Below are 19,529 nucleotides of genomic sequence, written 5' to 3' on the forward strand. Positions count from 1 at the left end.
TTGGATGATATCATGACGTATATTGCATTTGTTAGGCATGGAATGACAGACTGGAATATCACAAGAAGAGCGCAAGGACAGAGTGATATACCTTTGAATGACGAAGGAAGGCAACAAGCTAATGCATTGGCAACTCGGTTACAAAAAGAAAAATGGGATTTGATTTTTTCAAGTGACTTATCAAGAGCTAAAGAAACGGCTGATATTGTCGCTAATAAAATGAAACTAAACGTTCAAACGGACCAACGTCTGCGAGAAATGCATAAGGGGGAAACAGAAGGTACCACACTCGAGGAGCGAATAAGCAGATGGGGAAGTGATTGGGAGAGTTTGCCGCTTGGTATCGAGAACGATGAGTCAGTTATATACAGAGGAGCTTCATTCGTTACTGAGATTGCAGAGACTTATAAAGGTAAAAGAATACTGGTTGTAAGTCATGGTGCTTTAATAGGCTTAACTATAAAAAAACTAATTCCTCAAACTAATATTAATGAGCATTTTAGTAACACATCCATAACAATTATTAAATTTAACGGTATGGATTGGGAATGTGAACTCTTTAACTGTGCGAATCATGTGAATGAAACTGGATAACAGCAGGAGCGGGAAAGCCATCCAATGTGTTACAACTTTGTCATACTACGCTTCAAAATATTATATGAACATATGCTAAAATATTGCTAATTAGAAGGAGTGATTCTATTACCATGAAATTAAGAAGTACATTATTTATTGTGTTGCTGCTAACAGTGCTGCTGCCACCAGCATCAGCATTTGCACACACAGGGCTTGATTCTTCCTCGCCAGAAAAAGATGAAAAGGTGATGCAGGAGGTAACGCAAATTGAAATGCTATTCAAAACCAAAATCGAAGATTTAAGCAATTTTACTTTGAAAAATGGGAATGACGAGAAGGTTCCTGTTGGTTCAATTACTGTTAAAGATAAGACGATGACTGGCAAACTTGACACTGCGTTACCTTCCGGGAGCTATACAGTGATATGGAAGATCGTCGGTGTAGATGGTCATCCGATAACTGGAGAATACTCGTTTTCAGTAGAAAAGTCAGTAATACCGGAAGCAACTCCTTCTGAGAATACGGAGCAACCGGTGCAGTCAGATAATAGTTCAGCAACAGAAAATAATAACTCCTCGGCTAATAATCAGCAGCCAACTTCTTCTGAACCCATTCAAGAACCAGCAAAAGTTAGTAGTAATCAATCACCGCTCATGTATGTCGGACTTGGCGTTGGTCTCTTTGTAGTTGTTGCTGCAATCCTCTTCCTTATCAATAAGAGGAGGACTAAATAATTGTTCTATATTGTTGGCGATTTTCTCCTATATTGCAGTATCGCCTTACTTACAGGAATGCTCTTGTTGAATCTGGTTCCGGAAAAGCTTAAGCCTGCAACGGTTATTAACCGTTTACAATTAACGTGGCTGACCGCAGCAGTGGTGGTGTTCTCCAGTTTACCGGTTGTGAAGCTCATCCTTTTCTTTGTATTAGAAATGCATTACAAGCTTGATTTTGTAACCTTTCGAGTACTAAGAGACTATAATGTCGGACATGGCTGGCTGTTAACCGTAGTATTTGCCGGTTTTTTCGTAGCGCTATTATATCAGAAAATTGAACCTGAATATGAAAAGTCGGCTTTATGGATTCAGTTAGTTCTAGCCATTGGAATGACCGCAGGTATCGGGTACGCAAGCCATTCCTCAGGCTTATACGGCTTTAAAGGCTTTGTAATGCATTTTCTCCACATCCTTGCCATCACCATCTGGCTAGGATCGTTATTAGCTGCCGCATGGCTAACCCGTCACTCCGCTAATTGGGCGAAATGGCTCGGATGGATGACGCCGTTATCTATTATATCTTTCATTCTTGCATTAGCATCCGGTATTGGCGTTATGTTCTTTTTATCCGACAAGTATGCCGAAGGGCTTGTTGTCTCGTTTGGGCAAGCACTGCTAATTAAACACGCGTTGCTTCTTCCCTTAATGGCGCTGGCATTTACGAATGGATTCATGCTTAGGAAGCGACTGATTAAGGATCCTGGTTACAATCCCATTCCATGGCTTAGGATCGAAAGTGTATTTGCCTTACTTGTTTTCTTAGGAACGGCGGTTTTGTCGCAGCAATCACCGCCTCATAATATGAAAGAATCTTTACTAGCAGGGGAGTTGCCGACATCATCGTTATGGAGCTTATTTCAATCTGGTGCCATAACGGAGTCAACCTCTGTCGGTTTTCAGTTGGGATGGATAAGTGTAATTTGTGGTATTCTAGCTATTTTCATGGCGATACTAGGCACATGGTTAATGAAGAAGCAAGGGAGATGGCCTCTTGTCATCGCATTCTTGCTTGTTTCTGCAGTCTTGATGTATTTAAGCGTCATGTTTGGTGTCCAAATATCTCCTGCTTGATTCCAGGCACCTCTAGCAGGTGCCTTTTTTATGTCACATTTAATCTGTGATCCACCATCATCATATTAGTGGATACTGGTATGATGATGGTGGAATACATATTGTTTTTGAGGACCGGAGCTATGTAGAAGCTCATAATATCATATGGGCTACCGGTTTTAAGCGGAATGACAGCTTGTTACAAGTTCCAGGAGCATTTGGGGAGAACGGCTAACTCTTACACAAGGGCGGCGTTTCTCCTGTTAACGGATTGTATTTCATCGGCATTCATCGGCGTGCATTGGCAAACTTCAAGAGGCTCCTCTTTAATGGGCTGGGTTAGATACGATGCGAAAAGAATTGTATAAGTTCAGAATGAGTTTAGTATTTAGTTTTTTGGCAATTTTGTCTCTTGGGCTGCTAGGTTATAAAGCATGGACCCATTGCAGAATTAATAATTGACACTCATATTAGGAATCGCTAATATAATATATATTAGCAAACACTAATGTGATCTCTGGGAGTGGATAACCATGATAACAACAAATAGCGAAGTTAAGGCGAAATTTTTAAGAGGCTTCAGTGATAAGACGCGTTTGCAGATTCTTGAGAGCCTCAGGGAATCGGAAAAAACCGTCTCCCAAATCGTTGAGACATTGAAAGGTAATCAATCAAACATTTCGCAACACTTAGCCTGCTTAAAGGGCTGTGGAATTATTATTGGACGTCAGGAAGGAAAATATATCTATTACAGCTTGAGGAATGAAGAAATTAAACAACTGCTCGATTTGATGCAGTCCGTATTTGTAAACGTTGAGTTAGAGGTTGCAGCTTGTGAGAAAAATGATGAGTTGGATTGCTGCCAGAGCAATAAGGAGGACGTTGCAAATGAGTCAGGAGGAAGATAATCAAGAAAACAACTCAATAGACATTGACTCTGCACACAATTCTCAAGCACCTAAGAAATTTAAAAGAACTTTATCTTTTACCACGGCAGCAACTCCTGTAAAGGAATCTTGCTGCACAAGCGAAGCTGGATGTTCGCATGAGAACGATCGCGATGAAGAAACTGTAATGAATGCGAATTCTGCTCATAAAGCAAATTATGTTGTTCATGGAATGGACTGCTCAGCTTGTGCCGTTACTATTGAAAAAGCTGTAAGACAAATGAATGAGATTTCCAATGTACAAGTAAATTATAGCTCTGGGAAAATGAAGGTCTCGGCTGAGGATGCCGCTGCCTTCGATAAGCTGCCTGCAGTTGTAGGAAAGCTAGGGTATACCTTGGAGAGAATCGAGCGAAATGTAAATACTCGAACATATGCTATCCAAGGTATGGATTGCGGTTCCTGTGTACTTACTATTGAAAACCACTTAAAAGCTGTATCTGGTGTTAAGCAAGTCAATGTTCATTTTGCCACCGGTAAAATGACGGTAGAACATGATAACTCCATCGAAGAAATTATTAAAGAGGTTTCTAAAGCAGGCTTTCAAGCTTCATTGGCTTCAAAAGGTCGAAGTAGGGAAACGAAAAAAATAAAATCGGGCCTGAATACCGTTATTTTATCTGGTGTTTTGCTGCTTAGCGGTTTCGTTGGCTCCTATACAGACAGTCCATCCTTATTTATTAATATTCTGTATGCGTTATCGATTCTAATTGGAGGCTATAAATCAGCAAGAATTGCTTTCTATGCCGTTAAGAGCCGTTCTTTAGATATGAATGTATTGATGACGACAGCTGTCGTGGGTGCTGCCATTATTGGCGAATGGTTTGAAGGGGCTACGGTTGTATGGTTGTTTGCTCTTGGCAACATGCTTCAAACGAGGTCGATAGAAAAAACGCGGGACTCCATTCGAAGCTTAATCGATCTCGCGCCGCCTGAAGCATATGTAAAAATCGGCAAAGAGCTCGTCCGAAAACCCGTCGAGAATATTTCGATTCATGAAGTGATCGTCGTAAAGCCAGGAGATAAAATTCCTCTGGATGGCAAAGTTGTTCAAGGTGAATCAAGCGTGAATCAAGCACCGATAACAGGAGAATCCATACCCGTTGATAAACATATCGGAGATACAGTATACGCCGGAACGATTAATGAACATGGTTCACTGGAGATCGCCGTCACCAAGTTAGTCGAGGATACTGCTATTGCCAGGATCATTCATCTCGTGGAAGAAGCACAGGACCAAAAGGCTCCAACAGAAGCGTTTGTCGATCGGTTTGCCCGAATTTATACGCCTATTGTCTTCATCTTGGCTATTGGCGTCATGGCACTTCCACCTTTGCTTGGCATGGGAACGTGGGGAGATAGGTTTTATAAAGGTCTGGAATTGCTCGTCATTGCTTGTCCTTGTGCTCTCGTAATTTCAACACCTGTCGCAATTGTATCTGCAATCGGGAATGCGGCAAAGAACGGAATTCTCATTAAAGGCGGCGCATTCCTTGAGGTAGCAGGCAAGGTTTCAGCAGTTGCTTTTGATAAAACAGGAACGTTGACAGAAGGCAAACCAAGGCTTTCAGATGTGATTATAAAAGAAGCAAGCCAAGAAGAGCTACTATCTGTTGCCTTGACCCTAGAAGAATATTCTACACATCCTATTGCTAAAGCAATTGTTGATCATGTTAAAGAAATGAAGATTGCTCCAGCAGCAGGTGAATCTTTCCGAAACTTGACCGGCAAAGGGGTAAGCGCAACAATTGGCGGTAAAGAATACTATGCCGGAAACCTAAAGCTATTCTTGGAACTGCGAACTCCGTTAAGGGATCTGGAAGAAGAGGTCGAGCAGCTTCAGCAGCAAGGGAATACAATTGTCATTGTTGGCACAATAGACCGCATACTTGGTGTACTTGCTGTGGCAGACAGCATACGTGAATCTTCGGTTCGCGCTATTAAAGGACTGCAGTATTCCGGTGTTCACCAGATGGTCATGCTGACAGGAGACAATGAAGGTACTGCAAGGAAGGTAGCAGGGGAGTCAGGAGTAACTCGTTATTTTGCTCAGTTGATGCCAGAGGATAAAGTATCCGCAATCAAACAACTGCAAAGCGAAGGCTATCAGGTTGCCATGGTTGGAGACGGAATTAATGATGCTCCAGCTCTTGCAACGGCTAATTTAGGTATCGCTATGGGGGGAGCGGGAACGGATACAGCTATGGAAACAGCAGATATTATTTTGATGGCAGATAATCTGGAGAAGCTTCCGCATACCATTCATCTTAGTCGAAAAGCCATCCGGATTATTAAGCAAAATATCTGGTTCTCGCTTATCATTAAAGCGGCAGCACTGATTCTAATCTTTCCCGATCTGTTGACCTTGTGGATGGCTGTTATCAGCGATACGGGAGCCGCTTTAATTGTTATATTGAACAGCATGCGTTTGTTGAGATTAAAGAGCAAATATTAATTAGGATTGAAACTATCGCGTTAATGCGCAACGTATTATACTCATCGTAAGAAAAAGTGCCGACCTAATAAGGATTGGCACTTTTTCTTTTTTAAGAGCTATTGAAGATGTGTTGAAAAAAGGCCATCGCTTTTCTGCTTGAGAGGGAGAAGGAACAATGCGTCAATTCAAGGTTCTTGTCGTAGATGGCTTGACGATAACCCCGAGACTTTCGAAAAGCTTGACAATTTACTATTGGATTGATATCATTCACTTGTCTGACAAGTAAAATTAAATGTAAGACAATTATATGAACAAGTCGTACAAAGGTATGGGGATTTACACAAAGCAAGTGGATTAGTCACACAAGAGTAAGACATACAAGTTAGGAGGGAGAGGATAGATTATGAATACGAAGACCAACTTAATTATTCAGAAAATGACTCAGGAGATAGAAGACGGCATATGGCCAAGCGGCTCGCAGCTGCCCTCAGAAACGGAGCTGTCGAATATTTTTCAAGTGAGTCGAGCAACCATCAGACAAGCGTTGCAGGAGCTGGCTTTTTCAGGAAAGGTTATACGAAAAAGAGGAATAGGTACATTTGTAGGAAATGCAACCATTCAATATGGGATTAATGATTTAGTAAGTATAACTAATTTGATTAGTCAAAGTGGTTATAAAGTAAGCGTAGAGCATGTTTCACTTAAAATTGAAAAACCAAGTCCTAAAGTTTGTGAGCTGCTCAATATGAGTGAATTCGATCCCGTTTATTCCGTTGAAAGAATAATTTTAGCAGATAACATCCCGGTCGTTTATGAGAAAATTATTTATCCTACACATATTTTGACGGGTGTTAAAGAAGAAGCATTCTATGGATCGAACTTTAAAATGCTGGAGCAGCGCGGGATCTATATACAAAGCTCAGAAGGTAAAATTAGTCCAGTGTATGCGTCAAAGTACATGGCATCCCTTCTTAAGCTTCCAACAAATGCTCCGCTTTTATTTATGGATTCCGTTTTTAAAAATCAGAACCAAGAAGCGGTCTATTATGTCGAAGAATATTTTACTGAAATGTTTTCCTTTCCCATTCACCGGGTTCGATTAAATTAAATTCAGAGTTGGTTTGTTACCATTACCGTTTATTATCAAGCTTATGAAGGAGGTGAGAATGAATGCAGTGAGTTAGGCGTGTGAACGTTGAATGATCAAATTCAAACATTTCGGAGGTAAGAAGATGGAAAATGTGAAAATCGCCATTATTGGTGGAACTGGAGTTTATCGGCTGCCAGGATTTAAAGAGATTCAACAAGTCTTAGTCGAGACAGAGTTTGGCTCAATTCCAGTTAAAATTGGAATATGGAGTGGTAAGAAAATTGCTTTTATAACTAGACATGGAGAAAAGCATTCTATTGCACCAGGGTGCATTAATTATCGCGCAAATATTAAAGCGCTTTCAATGCTAGGAGTGAAACAAATTTATTCAACTGCTTGTGTCGGATCAGTAAATCCGGATTATAAACCAGGGACATTCGTGGTTCTGCGTCAATTTTTGGATTTCACAAAAAATAGAAAGAGCTCCTTTTTTCTTTTCGACGGAACGCAGGAGGGGGAAGTTATTTCTCATGTAGATATGACAGATCCTTATTGTGATCGCCTCTCAAAGGTTTTTATAGAAGCTGGAGAGATGGCGGGGATCGATGTTAAAGACGGTGCAACGTATTGCTGTATGGAAGGACCGCGTTATGAAACAAGAGCAGAAGTTAAGATGTTAAGAATGCTTGGAGGAGATGTTGCAGGACATACCAGTTTCCCAGAACAAGTCTTAGCTAGAGAAGCTGAAATTTGTTATGCGTCGATTGGCATCGTATCCAGTATGGCAGCCGGGATAGAGGAAGGTCATGTTAACGCTGGTGTTGTAGAGGCTGCAATGGAAAAAATGTTTGACAATGTGCAGCAAATCTTAATGAATGCAATTGAGCTTACAGATGTAGATGAAGATTGCTGGTGTAAACATTCTTTAGACGGCACCGTACATCAGAAATCATAGGAGACTTATGAAAAAAACTCATAATTTCAATAAAAAAAGACCCCTGAAATCATAAATTCATGTATGCTTGCCGGCCACAGAATTTATCAAGACAGGAGAGCTTTTTCGTTTATCACCTTCAAATTTATCTTAAATACTGAAATATTGCAAATGTTGTTTGATATGCCTTATCAAAAAATAATAAATCTTTCAATAGATAGAAAGGACCCTGATATGGATATAGATAAAAATGGATTGATACGATTAAGAATCGTCATTGGAATCGTATTTTTATATACGTTAATTTTTCAGCTTACTGACAATGCATTTACACTGATAACACCTGCTTTAATAGACACTTATGACCTTTCTACTGGTGTAGCTAGCTGGGTTGCATCTATAGGAGGAATGGGTGTAGCAGTTGGATTCTTGCTTTTTTCTAGCTTCACGGACTTTTTTAATGAAAAAAAATTATTGATTATTGGCGTATTATTGACATGTCTACCATCCATTTCATCACTGTTAATTCCGGATTCGTACTATGTGATAGTTGGGTCCAGATTTATTCAGTCGTTTGGAGAAGCTGTAGCGTATGCATTGTCTCTGGTCTTGGTAGCCAAATATTTGCCTACCAGAGAACAAATAATCTGGTTAGGTTTTAGCTGTGCTAGTTTTGCATTGGCAACTGTTCTAGGAACATATGTAGGGGGTTTTCTGTCAACACATGCAGGTTGGAAATTTATCTTCTACATTCCGTTGATTTCCATTTTAGGATTACCGTTTATTTACAGGTTTCTGCCCAATCATTCGAATAAAAAAACTAAAATGGACTATTTGGGATTCACCATTTTGGCAGCGTTGTTTGTATGTGTTAATTTTATGTTTTCCAGTCCAAATCTCTATTTGCTTATTGGGATTATTACGTTAGTTATATTATTTGCTATTCATATCAAAACAGCCAAACAACCGTTTATACCGCCGCTTTTTTTCAAAAACAAGAAATTTATTAGTATTCTTCTAGCACTCATTTTTTTATTTTTGGCTCAGACAGCAATTGTATTTTTGCCGCCATTTCTATTGGGTGATATATATGGATATTCTTTAGAACAGTCATCCTTCATATATATTATTCCGTATACAACTGCGGGAATACTTGCAGTAATTTCAGGAATTATCGTGAATAAATTAGGCATTGTAAGGACGTTATTGATTTCAGCTGGAATTATAATAATTGGTTTATTGATTGCCGGCTTTTGTTCAGCTGGGAGTGTCAGCTATGTTATTGTAGCGTTAACGCTTATCACTGTTGGCTATGCTTTTGCGTACGGGCCATTATTTACAGGTGCAATTTCGACTCTAAACCAGAATGAAATGGGAACTGGAATAGGTTTGTTTAATTTTACTTGTTATCTTTCCAACGCTCTAGGCATTTCGTTATCCGGAATTTTGCTGAATTCCAATATTTCTAAGACTATTCCGATTTTTAATGTCAACGAGAAGCTGGGGGTATATACCAATGCGTTTTTGTTTTTCGCAATAACCGCCTTGATTGGCACAATCGTTTATTATGTGTCAACTCGTAAACAGGTAAATTTGGGAGCAGAATAGATAAATTATTATATAAATAGGAGTGCTATAAATGAAAAACTTAGAGACAGTATGGATAGAGATGGAGAAAATAACTCGAGACGCAGGAAAATGGTTGCAGAATGGAGTGGAAGCATCTACAATCCGTCAAAAGGGTGATGTGGATTACGTTACTGAGGTAGATCTTCAGGTACAGACTGTTATATGTGAACAGTTATCAGAGCGTTTTCCTTTGATACAGTTTATGGGAGAAGAGAAGGACAATTCTGAATTAGACTTGGATGGAACAGTTTGGATTTTGGATCCCGTTGATGGAACTGCGAATTTAATCCACGATACAAGAATGAGTGTAATTTCTCTTGCTTTAGTAAAAAACAGAGAAGTTCTAGCGGGAGTTATTTATCAGCCCTATACGGATGAACTCTTCTCAGCTGCAAAAGGAAAAGGAGCATTTCTTAACGGCAGCAAGATTCATGTCAGCAATGTTGATAGTTTAAAAGGAAGTCTAGTCGCAATAGGGACAAGTCCTTATTATCATGAATATGCAGATTGGGTCTTCAACGTATCTAAGAAGGTTTTTCTTTCATGTCAGGATATTAGACGCAGCGGATCTGCCGCTATGGACCTGGCCTATATTGCAGCTGGCCGAATGGATGGCATGTTTGAGCGTGTACTACAACCTTGGGATATTGCGGCGGGAAAAATATTAATTGAAGAAGCTGGCGGGAAGATGACGGATCTTCAAGGAAATGAAATGAATATTGTTGAAAAAGGAAGCGTGCTTGCATCCAATGGATGGGTTCATAACGAACTGCAATTATTAATGGAATCTAATTGATTGTTTTCATTTCGATTTTCTTATAAAAAATAAGTGTTGTTTAAATGCGCTAGCAGATTTTTATCTGCTAGTGCATTTAAAAAAGATATTGATACAACGCCACAAGATCAAAATAATCGACTCAACCATGTATCTGAACCCCGGTCACACAACAAGAACATCCATCTATACACAGGTGAATAGCATGGTAGCATCAAGGATGGCTCCGCGCCATCTTTTTTTGCATTCAAATCTCAAGATGGGGTGTTTCGCGGTAAGTTCCTCGACTAAACATACTCGGGGATGTCTCCTCTTGCGCCGATTAACGATCTGACCGGAACGCCGCACGCCGACCGAAGCCAACGGTGATTAGTGTTATGAACGCGAGAATTATCATCGCTAAAGGGAGGGTCCATGCTCCGGTGCCTTCAACGAGAAACGCACCGATTGCACCGCCCGCGAAAATCGCTAGGTTGAAGGATGTGGTGACCAGAGATATAGCCGCGTCAGCATTCTCTCCAGCAACATGTCCTGTGGCGGTTTGAAGTTGTGTTGCCGAGCCTCCGAAGGCGAGCCCCCACAAGATGATGGCTAGGATCGCAAGCGGAGTGACCCCCTGTGTTGCGATGAGGATCGCACCGGCAACGATGAACAGGCCTACGCTAGCAAGGGTAAGGCGGCGGAGCATTCGGTCGACCAGCATACCGGTGATCCAAATACCGCCTATCGCAGCGATGCCGAAGACGACAAGCGCGATATCGGGCCTCAGGTCGATGTGCATCTGCTGCAGGTAGGGGGCGATGTAGGTGTAGAGAAGATTATGTGCAAGCATCCAGACGAAGACGACGGCGAGGATGGTCGCACCCAGTCTGATGGTGGTATAACGATCTCATTTGAATATTCACCCAATATTTATTAAAGTATTGTTTTCGAAATGGTTTTTGAACGGTTGTCGAGTGACAAGGTGACAAGACAAGAACTAGTAACATTGTAAGCCGCAGTGAATTTATAGACATATGTATAAAATACGAGTTTTGTGAAAATGTCATCAGGAAAATGAGCAATTCTTCTTGAGCTCTTTGATTCATTCTGCTTTGATCGCTTTTCTTTTGATTTCTTCTTAATCTCACTTATTCATTACTCTCCGCGTTTTCTTCTTCGTTGTTTTCTTCTTCGTTGTTTTCTTCTTCGTTTAAAGTATCTTTATTATCTTTCATAAAGAATCCCGCAACTCCCAAAATGATGCCCGCAAAAACTAGATAAACTTCATATTGATTACTGACTATGCCAGATGTATTCAAGTACACAGCTATAGTAACGCACAATATTCCTAAACCAATTAACTTCATTCCGTTTACCATTTTATTCCTCCTAAATTGATTATGGACATATATCAATTTAATTACTCTTTATATTTAATATTTATTGAATTTTCCCTGTTACTATGTTTACCACCAGTCAGCTGTTGCAACAAATTTCCATAAGCCATCCTCTAACCGAAATAAAAACAATTGTTTATCTTCTTCGACCTCTTCTTTATGATCATAAATCTTTGTTTTAAATTCTACGACCACAGGCTTCGTACCTTCAGGTGGCGTTGGGTCAGGCTTAACGGAAAAGTCTAATTTATCAAAGCTAATAAAATACTTTTTAAACCCCCCAGTTGTTATTTTTTCAGTACCTTTGGACATCAGATCATTTAAAGCATCATAATCCTTTTCATAACACGCTTTCATATAATGATTCAGAGCCTTTACTATCCCCAGCTCATCACCCTCATACTTATTCTCATCTAGATATGTAGGTAGTGGCAAGGAAACTACTGAATTGGGGGTTGACATCTCGTTAGCGATTGGCACCAGTTCCCTAACTTCCTTAGTGTTCGTTTCATCCGTGTGTAGTTCGGGATCGGGCACTTTATTTTCCATTGAACAACCAGCTAATAATCCAGCTAATAATATCGTACAACAAAGGATGTATTTTTTCACGGTCACGCTTCCTCCTCTATAAAGATACTGGAATATTAATACAGACGCTTTGGGAAGTTAGAATGTTCTTGTTTTAAGTAAATATATTTAACCCAACCAACGCAAAACACCTCTAAAGTACGATTACTGCCCATCGCACCTTAGAAGTGTTTGCTATCGGACTAAGGCCTATTTTATTCTTAAAATGAATCGATAAGTGAGATGAACTATTGTTTCATTTCCACTCGCTTATTGTTGGGCAATTAACCTAGCTAAGTCCAGCTTTCGTCAAACCATAGGCTGCGTCTGCAGATCCTGGTACGGTTTTGAAGGCGACATTGATCCGATTCCACGCATTGATCGCCATAATCGAGAAGGTCAGATCGGAGATTTCTTTCTCAGAAAGCTGCCCGCGGACACGATCATACAATTCATCCGGCACGCCATGCTCTGGCAGCTTGGTCAGAACCTCCGTCCAGGCCAGCGAAGCCCGTTCCCGTGGCGTGAACAACTCCGATTCTCTCCAGATTGAAATGTGATAGAGACGAAGCTCGCTCTCGCCATGAATCTTAGCCTGCTTAACGTGCATATCCAGACAGAATCCGCAGCCATTCATTTGCGAGGCACGGATGTGAACCAGATGAAGAATTTTTGCTTCAATAGCCCCTTTGTTCTCGGCCATGCTGAAATCCAGCATTTTTTTGAACAGCTCAGGCGATTGCTCCATGTAATTGATGCGTTGTGTCATTGTAGTGCCTCCTGTTATTTTATTTGAACACTTATATAGACAACAAGAGGCTTTAATCTGTGACATCACAGCATATTTACGTTCTCATTCTCGGAAGCTTCTTGCCCTCCCCGGGATTTTCCCTCCTGCTGCTGTTGCTGCTCCGGCTTCTCTTACTGCTGCTCTTGTCCCTGTCCCTGAGGCGCATGCTTGCTCCTAAACCACGTAACAAATGACAAGATGACTGCTAATATCAGAAATAAAATCGGCAGCGCCCACGGATGCTTCATCATCACATTGGATTGCCACGGCCAAATATAGTCACGCATACGAACCCTCCAATTCTCTCACCTTTAACTAGCCGCCGTTCCGGATTTGTTGCGAATCCACGATACCAAGAACAATAAAACCGGAAATACGATCATTAATGATAAATAGATCGGATTGTACGGGATTACTTTCTGTACTACTGCAATATGCTCTACCACATTGGGCGCCATCGTCAGTCCCATGAATAGAGCAATAAGCACGACTGGAAATATGAAAACACGGCTGCTGTTCGAATAGGTCAGTTTCTGAATGCTGCGGATTGTCGCAAACAGATAAATATAGGTTTTCAGGAAAGCCATGAAGCAGAAATAGATAACACCTGTAGCATCCAGCTGCGTAATAAAATCACTGACGGAAATCGCTTGTATCAAGGCATACATCGGATACGTGGCTCGCTTAAATATTTCCTCTCCATATACGGCAACAGCCAAGGCATCCGTGAATGCAATGAATAGGCCGGCAAACAACGACGAAATAATCATCGTTCGCCCTACTCGCTTTCGTTCGTTCATCAACGTCCAGACCAGTGCCAGCGCAAGCGACTCGCCAAATGATTGAATAATGCCTAGCGGCCACACAACCTCCCATATACGCCCCCACCCCTTATCCAGCAATGGAGATAAGTTATCGAAATGTACGACTCCTGAGCTGAAGATCAAGATCACTTCGATCAAATAGATCAACAGAATGATGGGTAAAATGATTTCGGTCAGCTTCCCCATCACCTCTATTCCGGCAAAAAGTCCATAGGAGATAACCAGCATAAAAAACAGCAGAATAACCCACGGAGGAGTGCCCGGCAAAATGGTTGTGGGCACCAAGTTTTTAATATCCGCAACGATCCTCCCGGAAATATACAGGAACAACAGCGGATGCAGCCACGCGATGGGAGTCCCCAGCAGCTTTCCGAACTGTGCCGGGTAGCATTCAATATAGGTCAGCCCTGGATTGAAGTGCGTAATTCTCGTATATATCCATACAACTGCTGTACCTAAACATGTAGAGATCAAGACAGCAAGCCAAGAGTCTCTCCCAGCGCCTGACGCAAAACCAAATATGATGGTCGTCCCGATTTGATAAATAATCGATATCGTGAGCAGCTGGTGGCGTGAAATGATTTCCATGTCGTGATTCCTATTCTTTGTTCAAATTTTAACGGCTTACTTTTTCATTTCTTTTTCTTCCCAGATTAACGAATCGTTTATACGGCCTGTTCCGATAATCTTGAAATGCGCGGTAACATCCACTTTAATCTCCGGAAATTTTTCATCCCAACGGTCTGAATATTTTTCATTCCATTCCTTATTGTTTTGCCGATGAAGCTTGCTTCCAAACCCGATAATGTCTGTTTTGAATTTGTTTTTTGACTTTTGAACCGTTGACCGAATTCGTCTTTCGACCTCTTCCTCCAGCAGCTGTTGAACCGTATGCAAGTTATTGCTGCTATTCGTACTTAATTTCGTTGTATTCTCATATAAATCACCGGTCATTTCGATGTTCACTTGAAATTGCACCTGTTCATTTTCTACTTTGGATTTAATCGTCGCTTTCGATTTCATAAGTTGGACGCTTAATTTGCCGAACAGCTTATTTTCGTCAGGAATCATGACGGTGATGACGGAGTCCTTCATTTTATTTCGCAGCCATAATAAGGTCTCTGCATCTTGGGCGTTCATCCACCCGATCAAACGATCCTTCCGATAGACACCGACGCCAACAAGTCCTAGGGCCAACTCATTATTTTTGTTCTTCTTTTCGGAATTAGAATCTTCAGTACTCTTTTCACCCGCGGGAATCATTTGCAGTTGGGACGTGATCGGCTCGATCCCTTCCTCCAGCAGCCGGTAAGTAAAATCTCTAATCGTTGCGCTGTCTATCACCCTGGCTTTTTGCTCTTCTCTAATCTCCTCTGCCGAAAACTTTTCAAAGTTAGGACCCACGTTTAACAGATCAAACGCCTTCCCCTTCGTAGTCAACAAATAACTATTCCCCCGAACATCCCGGTATCTCGAGAAAAATTCAATAACAGGCGTTATTCCTGAGCGTGCTAATTTTTCCCCGATGATAACGATCCGATTATGCGAGAAAATAAGATTGCGCGGTATTTTCTTCTGAATTTTCCGGTAGGCGTCCATGACAGAATCCCCTTGCTCGGAAAATATTAACGTCGTATTGTCGCTCGACTCCCCTCTGCCGGCTGTACCTTTCGTCATTTTCGTCTTCATCACTTGTACACCTAGTTGGATTTTTTGATCATCCACTAGATCCAGAGCTGCAGCTGTAACGATGGCGATATCATTTAACTCCACTCGGCTCCAGCAGCCTGTAAGCATGTACATGAATACAAAGATAGTAAGGAACAGGATCACTTGTTTTCTCATCGAAACCTTCCTTTTCTGATGCAAACCAAATTATTTGTTTTGTCTCTGACGAAGGCGGTTAAACGGATTCTGATGTCGTTGAGATTTCAACTCTCCTGTGTGCGTTGATTGCTTAAGCCAGCTTGCACGAACGATTACATCTTTAAGACCGCTAATACGCAACGGAGCCATTGGTGTCAGATAAGGTACGCCGAAGGACTTCAGACGCAGCACATGAATCAGCAGCAGCAACAGCATCATTAAGATGCCATAGAGACCAAAGGTGGCAGCTGCGATCATCATCGGGAAACGAAGCAAACGGAAAGCCAGTCCGAGCTGGAAGCTTGGAAATATGAATGAGGCGATACCCGTCATGGAGACGACGATAACGAGCGGCGATGACACAATACCTGCTTCTACTGCAGCTTGGCCAATAACCAAACCGCCTACGATACTGACAGCTTGCCCTACAGGACGTGGAAGGCGTACGCCTGCTTCCCTTAAGCTCTCAAAGGCAATTTCCATGACCAGTGCCTCGATAAAAGCAGGAAAAGGAACGGTTTCGCGTGAGGCCGCAATACTTATTAAGAGCATGGTAGGTATCATTTCCTGATGGTAGGTCGTTAACGCAATATATAGGGAGGGCAGCAGCAGTGAGAATAGAACTGCAAAAAAACGCAGCATACGAATCGCGGAAGCGACGAAATACCGTTGATAGTAGTCTTCTGGGGATTGCAGCAATTGAAAAAAAGTGCCCGGCACGATGATCACAAAAGGCGTATTATCAATAATGATGCCGACTTTGCCTTCTAATAAATTGCCGACCACCCGGTCCGGCCGCTCGGTGATTAATACTTGCGGAAATAGCGAAAAGGAATTGTCTTCAATTAATTCTTCAACATAACCGCTTTCCAGAATGGCATCAATTTTAATCTTTCCGATTCTATTCTTCACTTCATCTACTAATTTTGTATCAACGATTCCTTCCAAATAGGTAATGACGATCTGAGTATTGGAAAGCCGGCCTACTTTCATGTCTTCCATCTTGAGCTGCGGTGTTTTTAGCCTTCTGCGAATGAGACTAATATTTGTGCTTATCGTTTCTTGAAAGCCTTCACGCGGACCACGTATGACCGCTTCGGTTGCCGGTTCTTCAACGGTCCGTTTTTCCCAATCCTTTGCATTGATCACTAGTACTTGCTGTAATCCATCTAACAGGAAAGCCACGTTTCCTGATAAGACATGCTCAATAATGTCTGGAAAATCCTCGAACCAGCTCAGCTGTGAAGAAAATAGAAGTCTATTTTCAATGATATTTTGAATGTCAGAGTCATTCAGCTCGGCGGCGGATTCCTGAAATAATCGTTCATCGGATTCAATCAATGGTTTCATAATTTCGAAGTCGATCGTTTGCATATTGACCATTCCGCTTAAAAAGACAAGGGCGCCTTTCCTGGCGCCATGAATATCAAATTCACGAAATTTGATATCGATACAGTTATCAAATATGGTTTTAAACTGGTTTAAATCCTCGGTCACATTGCCGCTCAGAATATAATCGTAATTATGTTCCAGCTGTATTTTTTGTACCATTCGGATTCATTCCTTTATTTGGGTAACTGTAGTTTCGAATAGTATGATCATTTTACTTTTACGCTATACGCTTTTTGCCCTGGTTATAACAATAGCGCCTGCCAGCTCGAGGCTGACAGGCGCTATTCCATTCTTGACTCTTATTTCAAATATTTAATAAGATTAGACCAGAACGCTGTGTAATGCTCCCAATTCATGAACGCTAGCGATCCCCAGTGCGGAGAACAATCACTTGCGAATGCCGCCGTCTTTCCTTGCCCATAGGTTCCAACCGTCAGAATCGCATCGCCGCCATGGCTGAGCAGCTCTTCAGCATCAGGTTTGGCCGACAGCTTGTTATAGCCTAGCAGCCTTGGCCATTCTCCCAAGTCATTCACTAATGGATGAGACTGCGATACCACTGGCGAGAAGCCGCTTGGCATCTCTACGCGATCATCATTATCCGCCATGACAACGGGCAGTACATCGGCCAAAACGGTATTTTTATAATTCGCTTTTCCTTCGATACCCATGAAGGTCAGATAGCCGCCAACCATCAGCATGCCTCCTCCTTCAGCGACATACTGCTTCATTAGCTCAAGGGCATTCGGAATGATTTGCATTTGATAGAAGGTTGGATTTTGGAGCAGGAACGTATTCGCGCCTACATCGCTGAGTACAATAGCATCGTAGGCTTTCAGCTCTTCTAGTGATTGAGGGAAGCGAACTTGCACCTCATGCGCAGGCATATAGGTGACGTCAATCCCCTGCTCACGCAGACAGGACAGCAAATAAGTCGCTCCCTCCTCATATTTGGTCGAGGTAAAGCTGTCATAGCCTTTCGTATGAATCATATGCACAACCCAGGATTCTCCAACAAATAAAATTTTCATCGGTTTGGCACCTCCGTGTTTTTTTATATCTACGGCCGCAAGGACCAGCTCTTTCAATGTTTACGGCTTAATGCTTACGCTTCTTCAATTTCACACCAGTCCACAATCGTTTTGGCAATCATCTTAACCGCTTGAATCACTTCAGCGACAGGCGTAAATTCATCGCTATGATGGGCAAGGCTTGGATCGCCAGGTCCAAAGTTAATAGTCGGAATTCCTACATTCACAGGCCATCCCATATCGGTATGGAAGCCAAGTCCTTCGATTTTGCCTTCTTCTCCAATGCCCTTCAACGATTGCACGCAAGTTTGGACAAAAGGATGCGACACCGGCGTCTCTGCGCAATCTGCGTCTACCATCCATTCGATTTCTGGCATATGCTCGCTTAACCATGGGTCTGATTCCGCTGCTTGGCGCAGAAATTCAGTTAATTCCTTTTTCACATTGCCGCCCACGAGCTTCTCATCACGTTCTGAAGGCAAGTATTGTGCATTAAATACAATTTCAGCCTCATTGGCAAAGGAAGTCGGGTATTCCCCGGCATTCAATTGAGCTACATGTACCTGACAAGGGATAGAAAGGTAAGGATGTGTTTTGTTAATTGCCCATTCTTCGTTCAAGCGGTCCAACTGCTCCAAAATATATCTCGCTTTTTTAATCGCATCGACTGCACCGCCATTCTTCCAATCCGCTTGCGGCATTTCAATATGGCCGCTGCGGCCTTGAATTTTAATTTTCCCCCACAAGATTCCTCTGCAAAGCGGGGCGATCGTCAGCGAGGTTGGCTCTGTCAAAATACAAGCATCCGCCCGATAACCATGGTGAATAAAGTCAAGCGCCCCCATACCCCCGGCTTCTTCATCGACAACGGTTCCGACGACGACCGGACCTTTGAGCTTAAAGCCGCTGCGAAGAATAGCTTCGACGGCCATGATCATCGCGGCAACGCCGCCTTTCATATCGACGGTGCCCCGGCCGTACATTTTGCCATCGATGATTTTTCCCTCGAACGGGTCAACTGTCCATTTCGAGCCGGCCATGACAACATCGATATGACCGAACAATAATAGGGACTTGCCTTCCGTATCTTTGCCAAACGTCGCTGCCAGATTAGGTCTGCCAGTAAAGTCTCTTCCGGGATAATAACCGGCCATGCCTTCATATTGCTTCAAGTCATCTGCTACTGGCTCCCAAAGCTCGATGTCTGCACCTAAGCCTTCCAGCCTGCTGGCGATAAATTCCTGGAGTTCCTTCTCTTTGGATGGCGCCGGCTCGTCAAAGAACCAAGGATTAATGCTCGGAATTTGAATGAGCTGCTGTAGAAATTGAATAATTTCATCTTGATGACTCTCAATCCATTCCATTACTTGTTTTTCTTGGCTCATCGTAGTTGCTCCTTTTTAAGCGGCATGCTCCTGTATCCGAAGAATGAAATAGGATTGCTATAATCTAAAAGGATCAGGAGC

Annotated in this window: 19 protein-coding genes; 9 read left to right on the top strand and 10 right to left on the bottom strand. The window is 42.1% G+C overall.

Annotated features, from left to right (window positions below):
• Positions 1 to 12 precede the first annotated feature (12 nt).
• The 9 genes from IEX98_RS13590 to IEX98_RS13630 all read left to right on the top strand — a co-directional run bounded on the left by IEX98_RS13590 (position 13) and on the right by IEX98_RS13630 (position 10,235).
• The gene (locus IEX98_RS13590) at positions 13 to 594 is read left to right on the top strand and encodes a histidine phosphatase family protein (RefSeq protein ID WP_188889720.1); all 582 of its coding nucleotides are present in this window, start codon (positions 13 to 15) and stop codon (positions 592 to 594) included.
• Between the two features lie 113 nt (positions 595 to 707).
• On the top strand, positions 708 to 1,310 hold the full coding sequence (locus IEX98_RS13595; protein ID WP_188889721.1) for a copper resistance CopC family protein: 603 nt from the start codon (positions 708 to 710) through the stop codon (positions 1,308 to 1,310).
• The gene (locus IEX98_RS13600) at positions 1,311 to 2,423 is read left to right on the top strand and encodes a copper resistance D family protein (RefSeq protein ID WP_188889722.1); all 1,113 of its coding nucleotides are present in this window, start codon (positions 1,311 to 1,313) and stop codon (positions 2,421 to 2,423) included.
• 512 nt (positions 2,424 to 2,935) lie between these two features.
• Positions 2,936 to 3,310, top strand: coding sequence for an ArsR/SmtB family transcription factor (locus IEX98_RS13605; RefSeq protein ID WP_188889723.1), 375 nt, complete (start codon positions 2,936 to 2,938; stop codon positions 3,308 to 3,310).
• Entirely contained in the window at positions 3,291 to 5,804 is a 2,514-nt protein-coding gene (locus IEX98_RS13610) for a heavy metal translocating P-type ATPase (protein WP_188889724.1), read from the top strand. Before IEX98_RS13605 ends, IEX98_RS13610 begins: the two co-directional genes overlap by 20 nt.
• Before the next feature lie 385 nt (positions 5,805 to 6,189).
• The gene (locus IEX98_RS13615; RefSeq protein ID WP_188889725.1) at positions 6,190 to 6,894 is read left to right on the top strand and encodes a GntR family transcriptional regulator; all 705 of its coding nucleotides are present in this window, start codon (positions 6,190 to 6,192) and stop codon (positions 6,892 to 6,894) included.
• A gap of 124 nt (positions 6,895 to 7,018) precedes the next feature.
• Positions 7,019 to 7,831: an MTAP family purine nucleoside phosphorylase gene (locus tag IEX98_RS13620; protein ID WP_188889726.1), complete on the top strand. Its 813-nt coding sequence runs from the start codon at positions 7,019 to 7,021 to the stop codon at positions 7,829 to 7,831.
• Between the two features lie 213 nt (positions 7,832 to 8,044).
• Positions 8,045 to 9,418, top strand: coding sequence for an MFS transporter (locus tag IEX98_RS13625; protein WP_229692169.1), 1,374 nt, complete (start codon positions 8,045 to 8,047; stop codon positions 9,416 to 9,418).
• A gap of 31 nt (positions 9,419 to 9,449) precedes the next feature.
• On the top strand, positions 9,450 to 10,235 hold the full coding sequence (locus tag IEX98_RS13630) for an inositol monophosphatase family protein (RefSeq protein WP_188889728.1): 786 nt from the start codon (positions 9,450 to 9,452) through the stop codon (positions 10,233 to 10,235).
• Between the two features lie 301 nt (positions 10,236 to 10,536).
• Here IEX98_RS13630 and IEX98_RS13635 read toward each other — a convergent pair whose 3' ends face one another.
• The 10 genes from IEX98_RS13635 to IEX98_RS13680 all read right to left on the bottom strand — a co-directional run bounded on the left by IEX98_RS13635 (position 10,537) and on the right by IEX98_RS13680 (position 19,448).
• Positions 10,537 to 11,088, bottom strand: coding sequence for an MFS transporter (locus IEX98_RS13635; RefSeq protein ID WP_374705346.1), 552 nt, complete (start codon positions 11,086 to 11,088; stop codon positions 10,537 to 10,539).
• A gap of 256 nt (positions 11,089 to 11,344) precedes the next feature.
• Complete coding sequence (locus tag IEX98_RS13640; protein ID WP_188889729.1) at positions 11,345 to 11,575, bottom strand: hypothetical protein; 231 nt, start codon at positions 11,573 to 11,575, stop codon at positions 11,345 to 11,347.
• An 87-nt stretch (positions 11,576 to 11,662) separates the two neighbouring features.
• Positions 11,663 to 12,202, bottom strand: a complete 540-nt coding sequence (locus IEX98_RS13645; protein WP_188889730.1) for a hypothetical protein — start codon at positions 12,200 to 12,202, stop codon at positions 11,663 to 11,665.
• A gap of 247 nt (positions 12,203 to 12,449) precedes the next feature.
• Entirely contained in the window at positions 12,450 to 12,929 is a 480-nt protein-coding gene (locus IEX98_RS13650; RefSeq protein WP_188889731.1) for a carboxymuconolactone decarboxylase family protein, read from the bottom strand.
• Between the two features lie 152 nt (positions 12,930 to 13,081).
• The gene (locus IEX98_RS13655; RefSeq protein ID WP_188889732.1) at positions 13,082 to 13,237 is read right to left on the bottom strand and encodes a hypothetical protein; all 156 of its coding nucleotides are present in this window, start codon (positions 13,235 to 13,237) and stop codon (positions 13,082 to 13,084) included.
• Positions 13,238 to 13,261: 24 nt separating this feature from the next.
• The gene (locus tag IEX98_RS13660; RefSeq protein WP_188889733.1) at positions 13,262 to 14,362 is read right to left on the bottom strand and encodes a GerAB/ArcD/ProY family transporter; all 1,101 of its coding nucleotides are present in this window, start codon (positions 14,360 to 14,362) and stop codon (positions 13,262 to 13,264) included.
• Between the two features lie 36 nt (positions 14,363 to 14,398).
• Positions 14,399 to 15,619, bottom strand: a complete 1,221-nt coding sequence (locus IEX98_RS13665) for a Ger(x)C family spore germination protein (protein WP_188889734.1) — start codon at positions 15,617 to 15,619, stop codon at positions 14,399 to 14,401.
• A gap of 30 nt (positions 15,620 to 15,649) precedes the next feature.
• Entirely contained in the window at positions 15,650 to 17,191 is a 1,542-nt protein-coding gene (locus tag IEX98_RS13670; protein ID WP_188889735.1) for a spore germination protein, read from the bottom strand.
• A gap of 140 nt (positions 17,192 to 17,331) precedes the next feature.
• The gene (locus IEX98_RS13675; RefSeq protein ID WP_188889736.1) at positions 17,332 to 18,063 is read right to left on the bottom strand and encodes a glutamine amidotransferase; all 732 of its coding nucleotides are present in this window, start codon (positions 18,061 to 18,063) and stop codon (positions 17,332 to 17,334) included.
• 74 nt (positions 18,064 to 18,137) lie between these two features.
• Positions 18,138 to 19,448: a M20 family metallopeptidase gene (locus tag IEX98_RS13680; protein ID WP_188889737.1), complete on the bottom strand. Its 1,311-nt coding sequence runs from the start codon at positions 19,446 to 19,448 to the stop codon at positions 18,138 to 18,140.
• Between the last annotated feature and the right edge of the window lie 81 nt (positions 19,449 to 19,529).

The organism is Paenibacillus radicis (ex Gao et al. 2016), assembly GCF_014641555.1.
GTDB lineage: Bacteria > Bacillota > Bacilli > Paenibacillales > Paenibacillaceae > Pristimantibacillus > Pristimantibacillus radicis.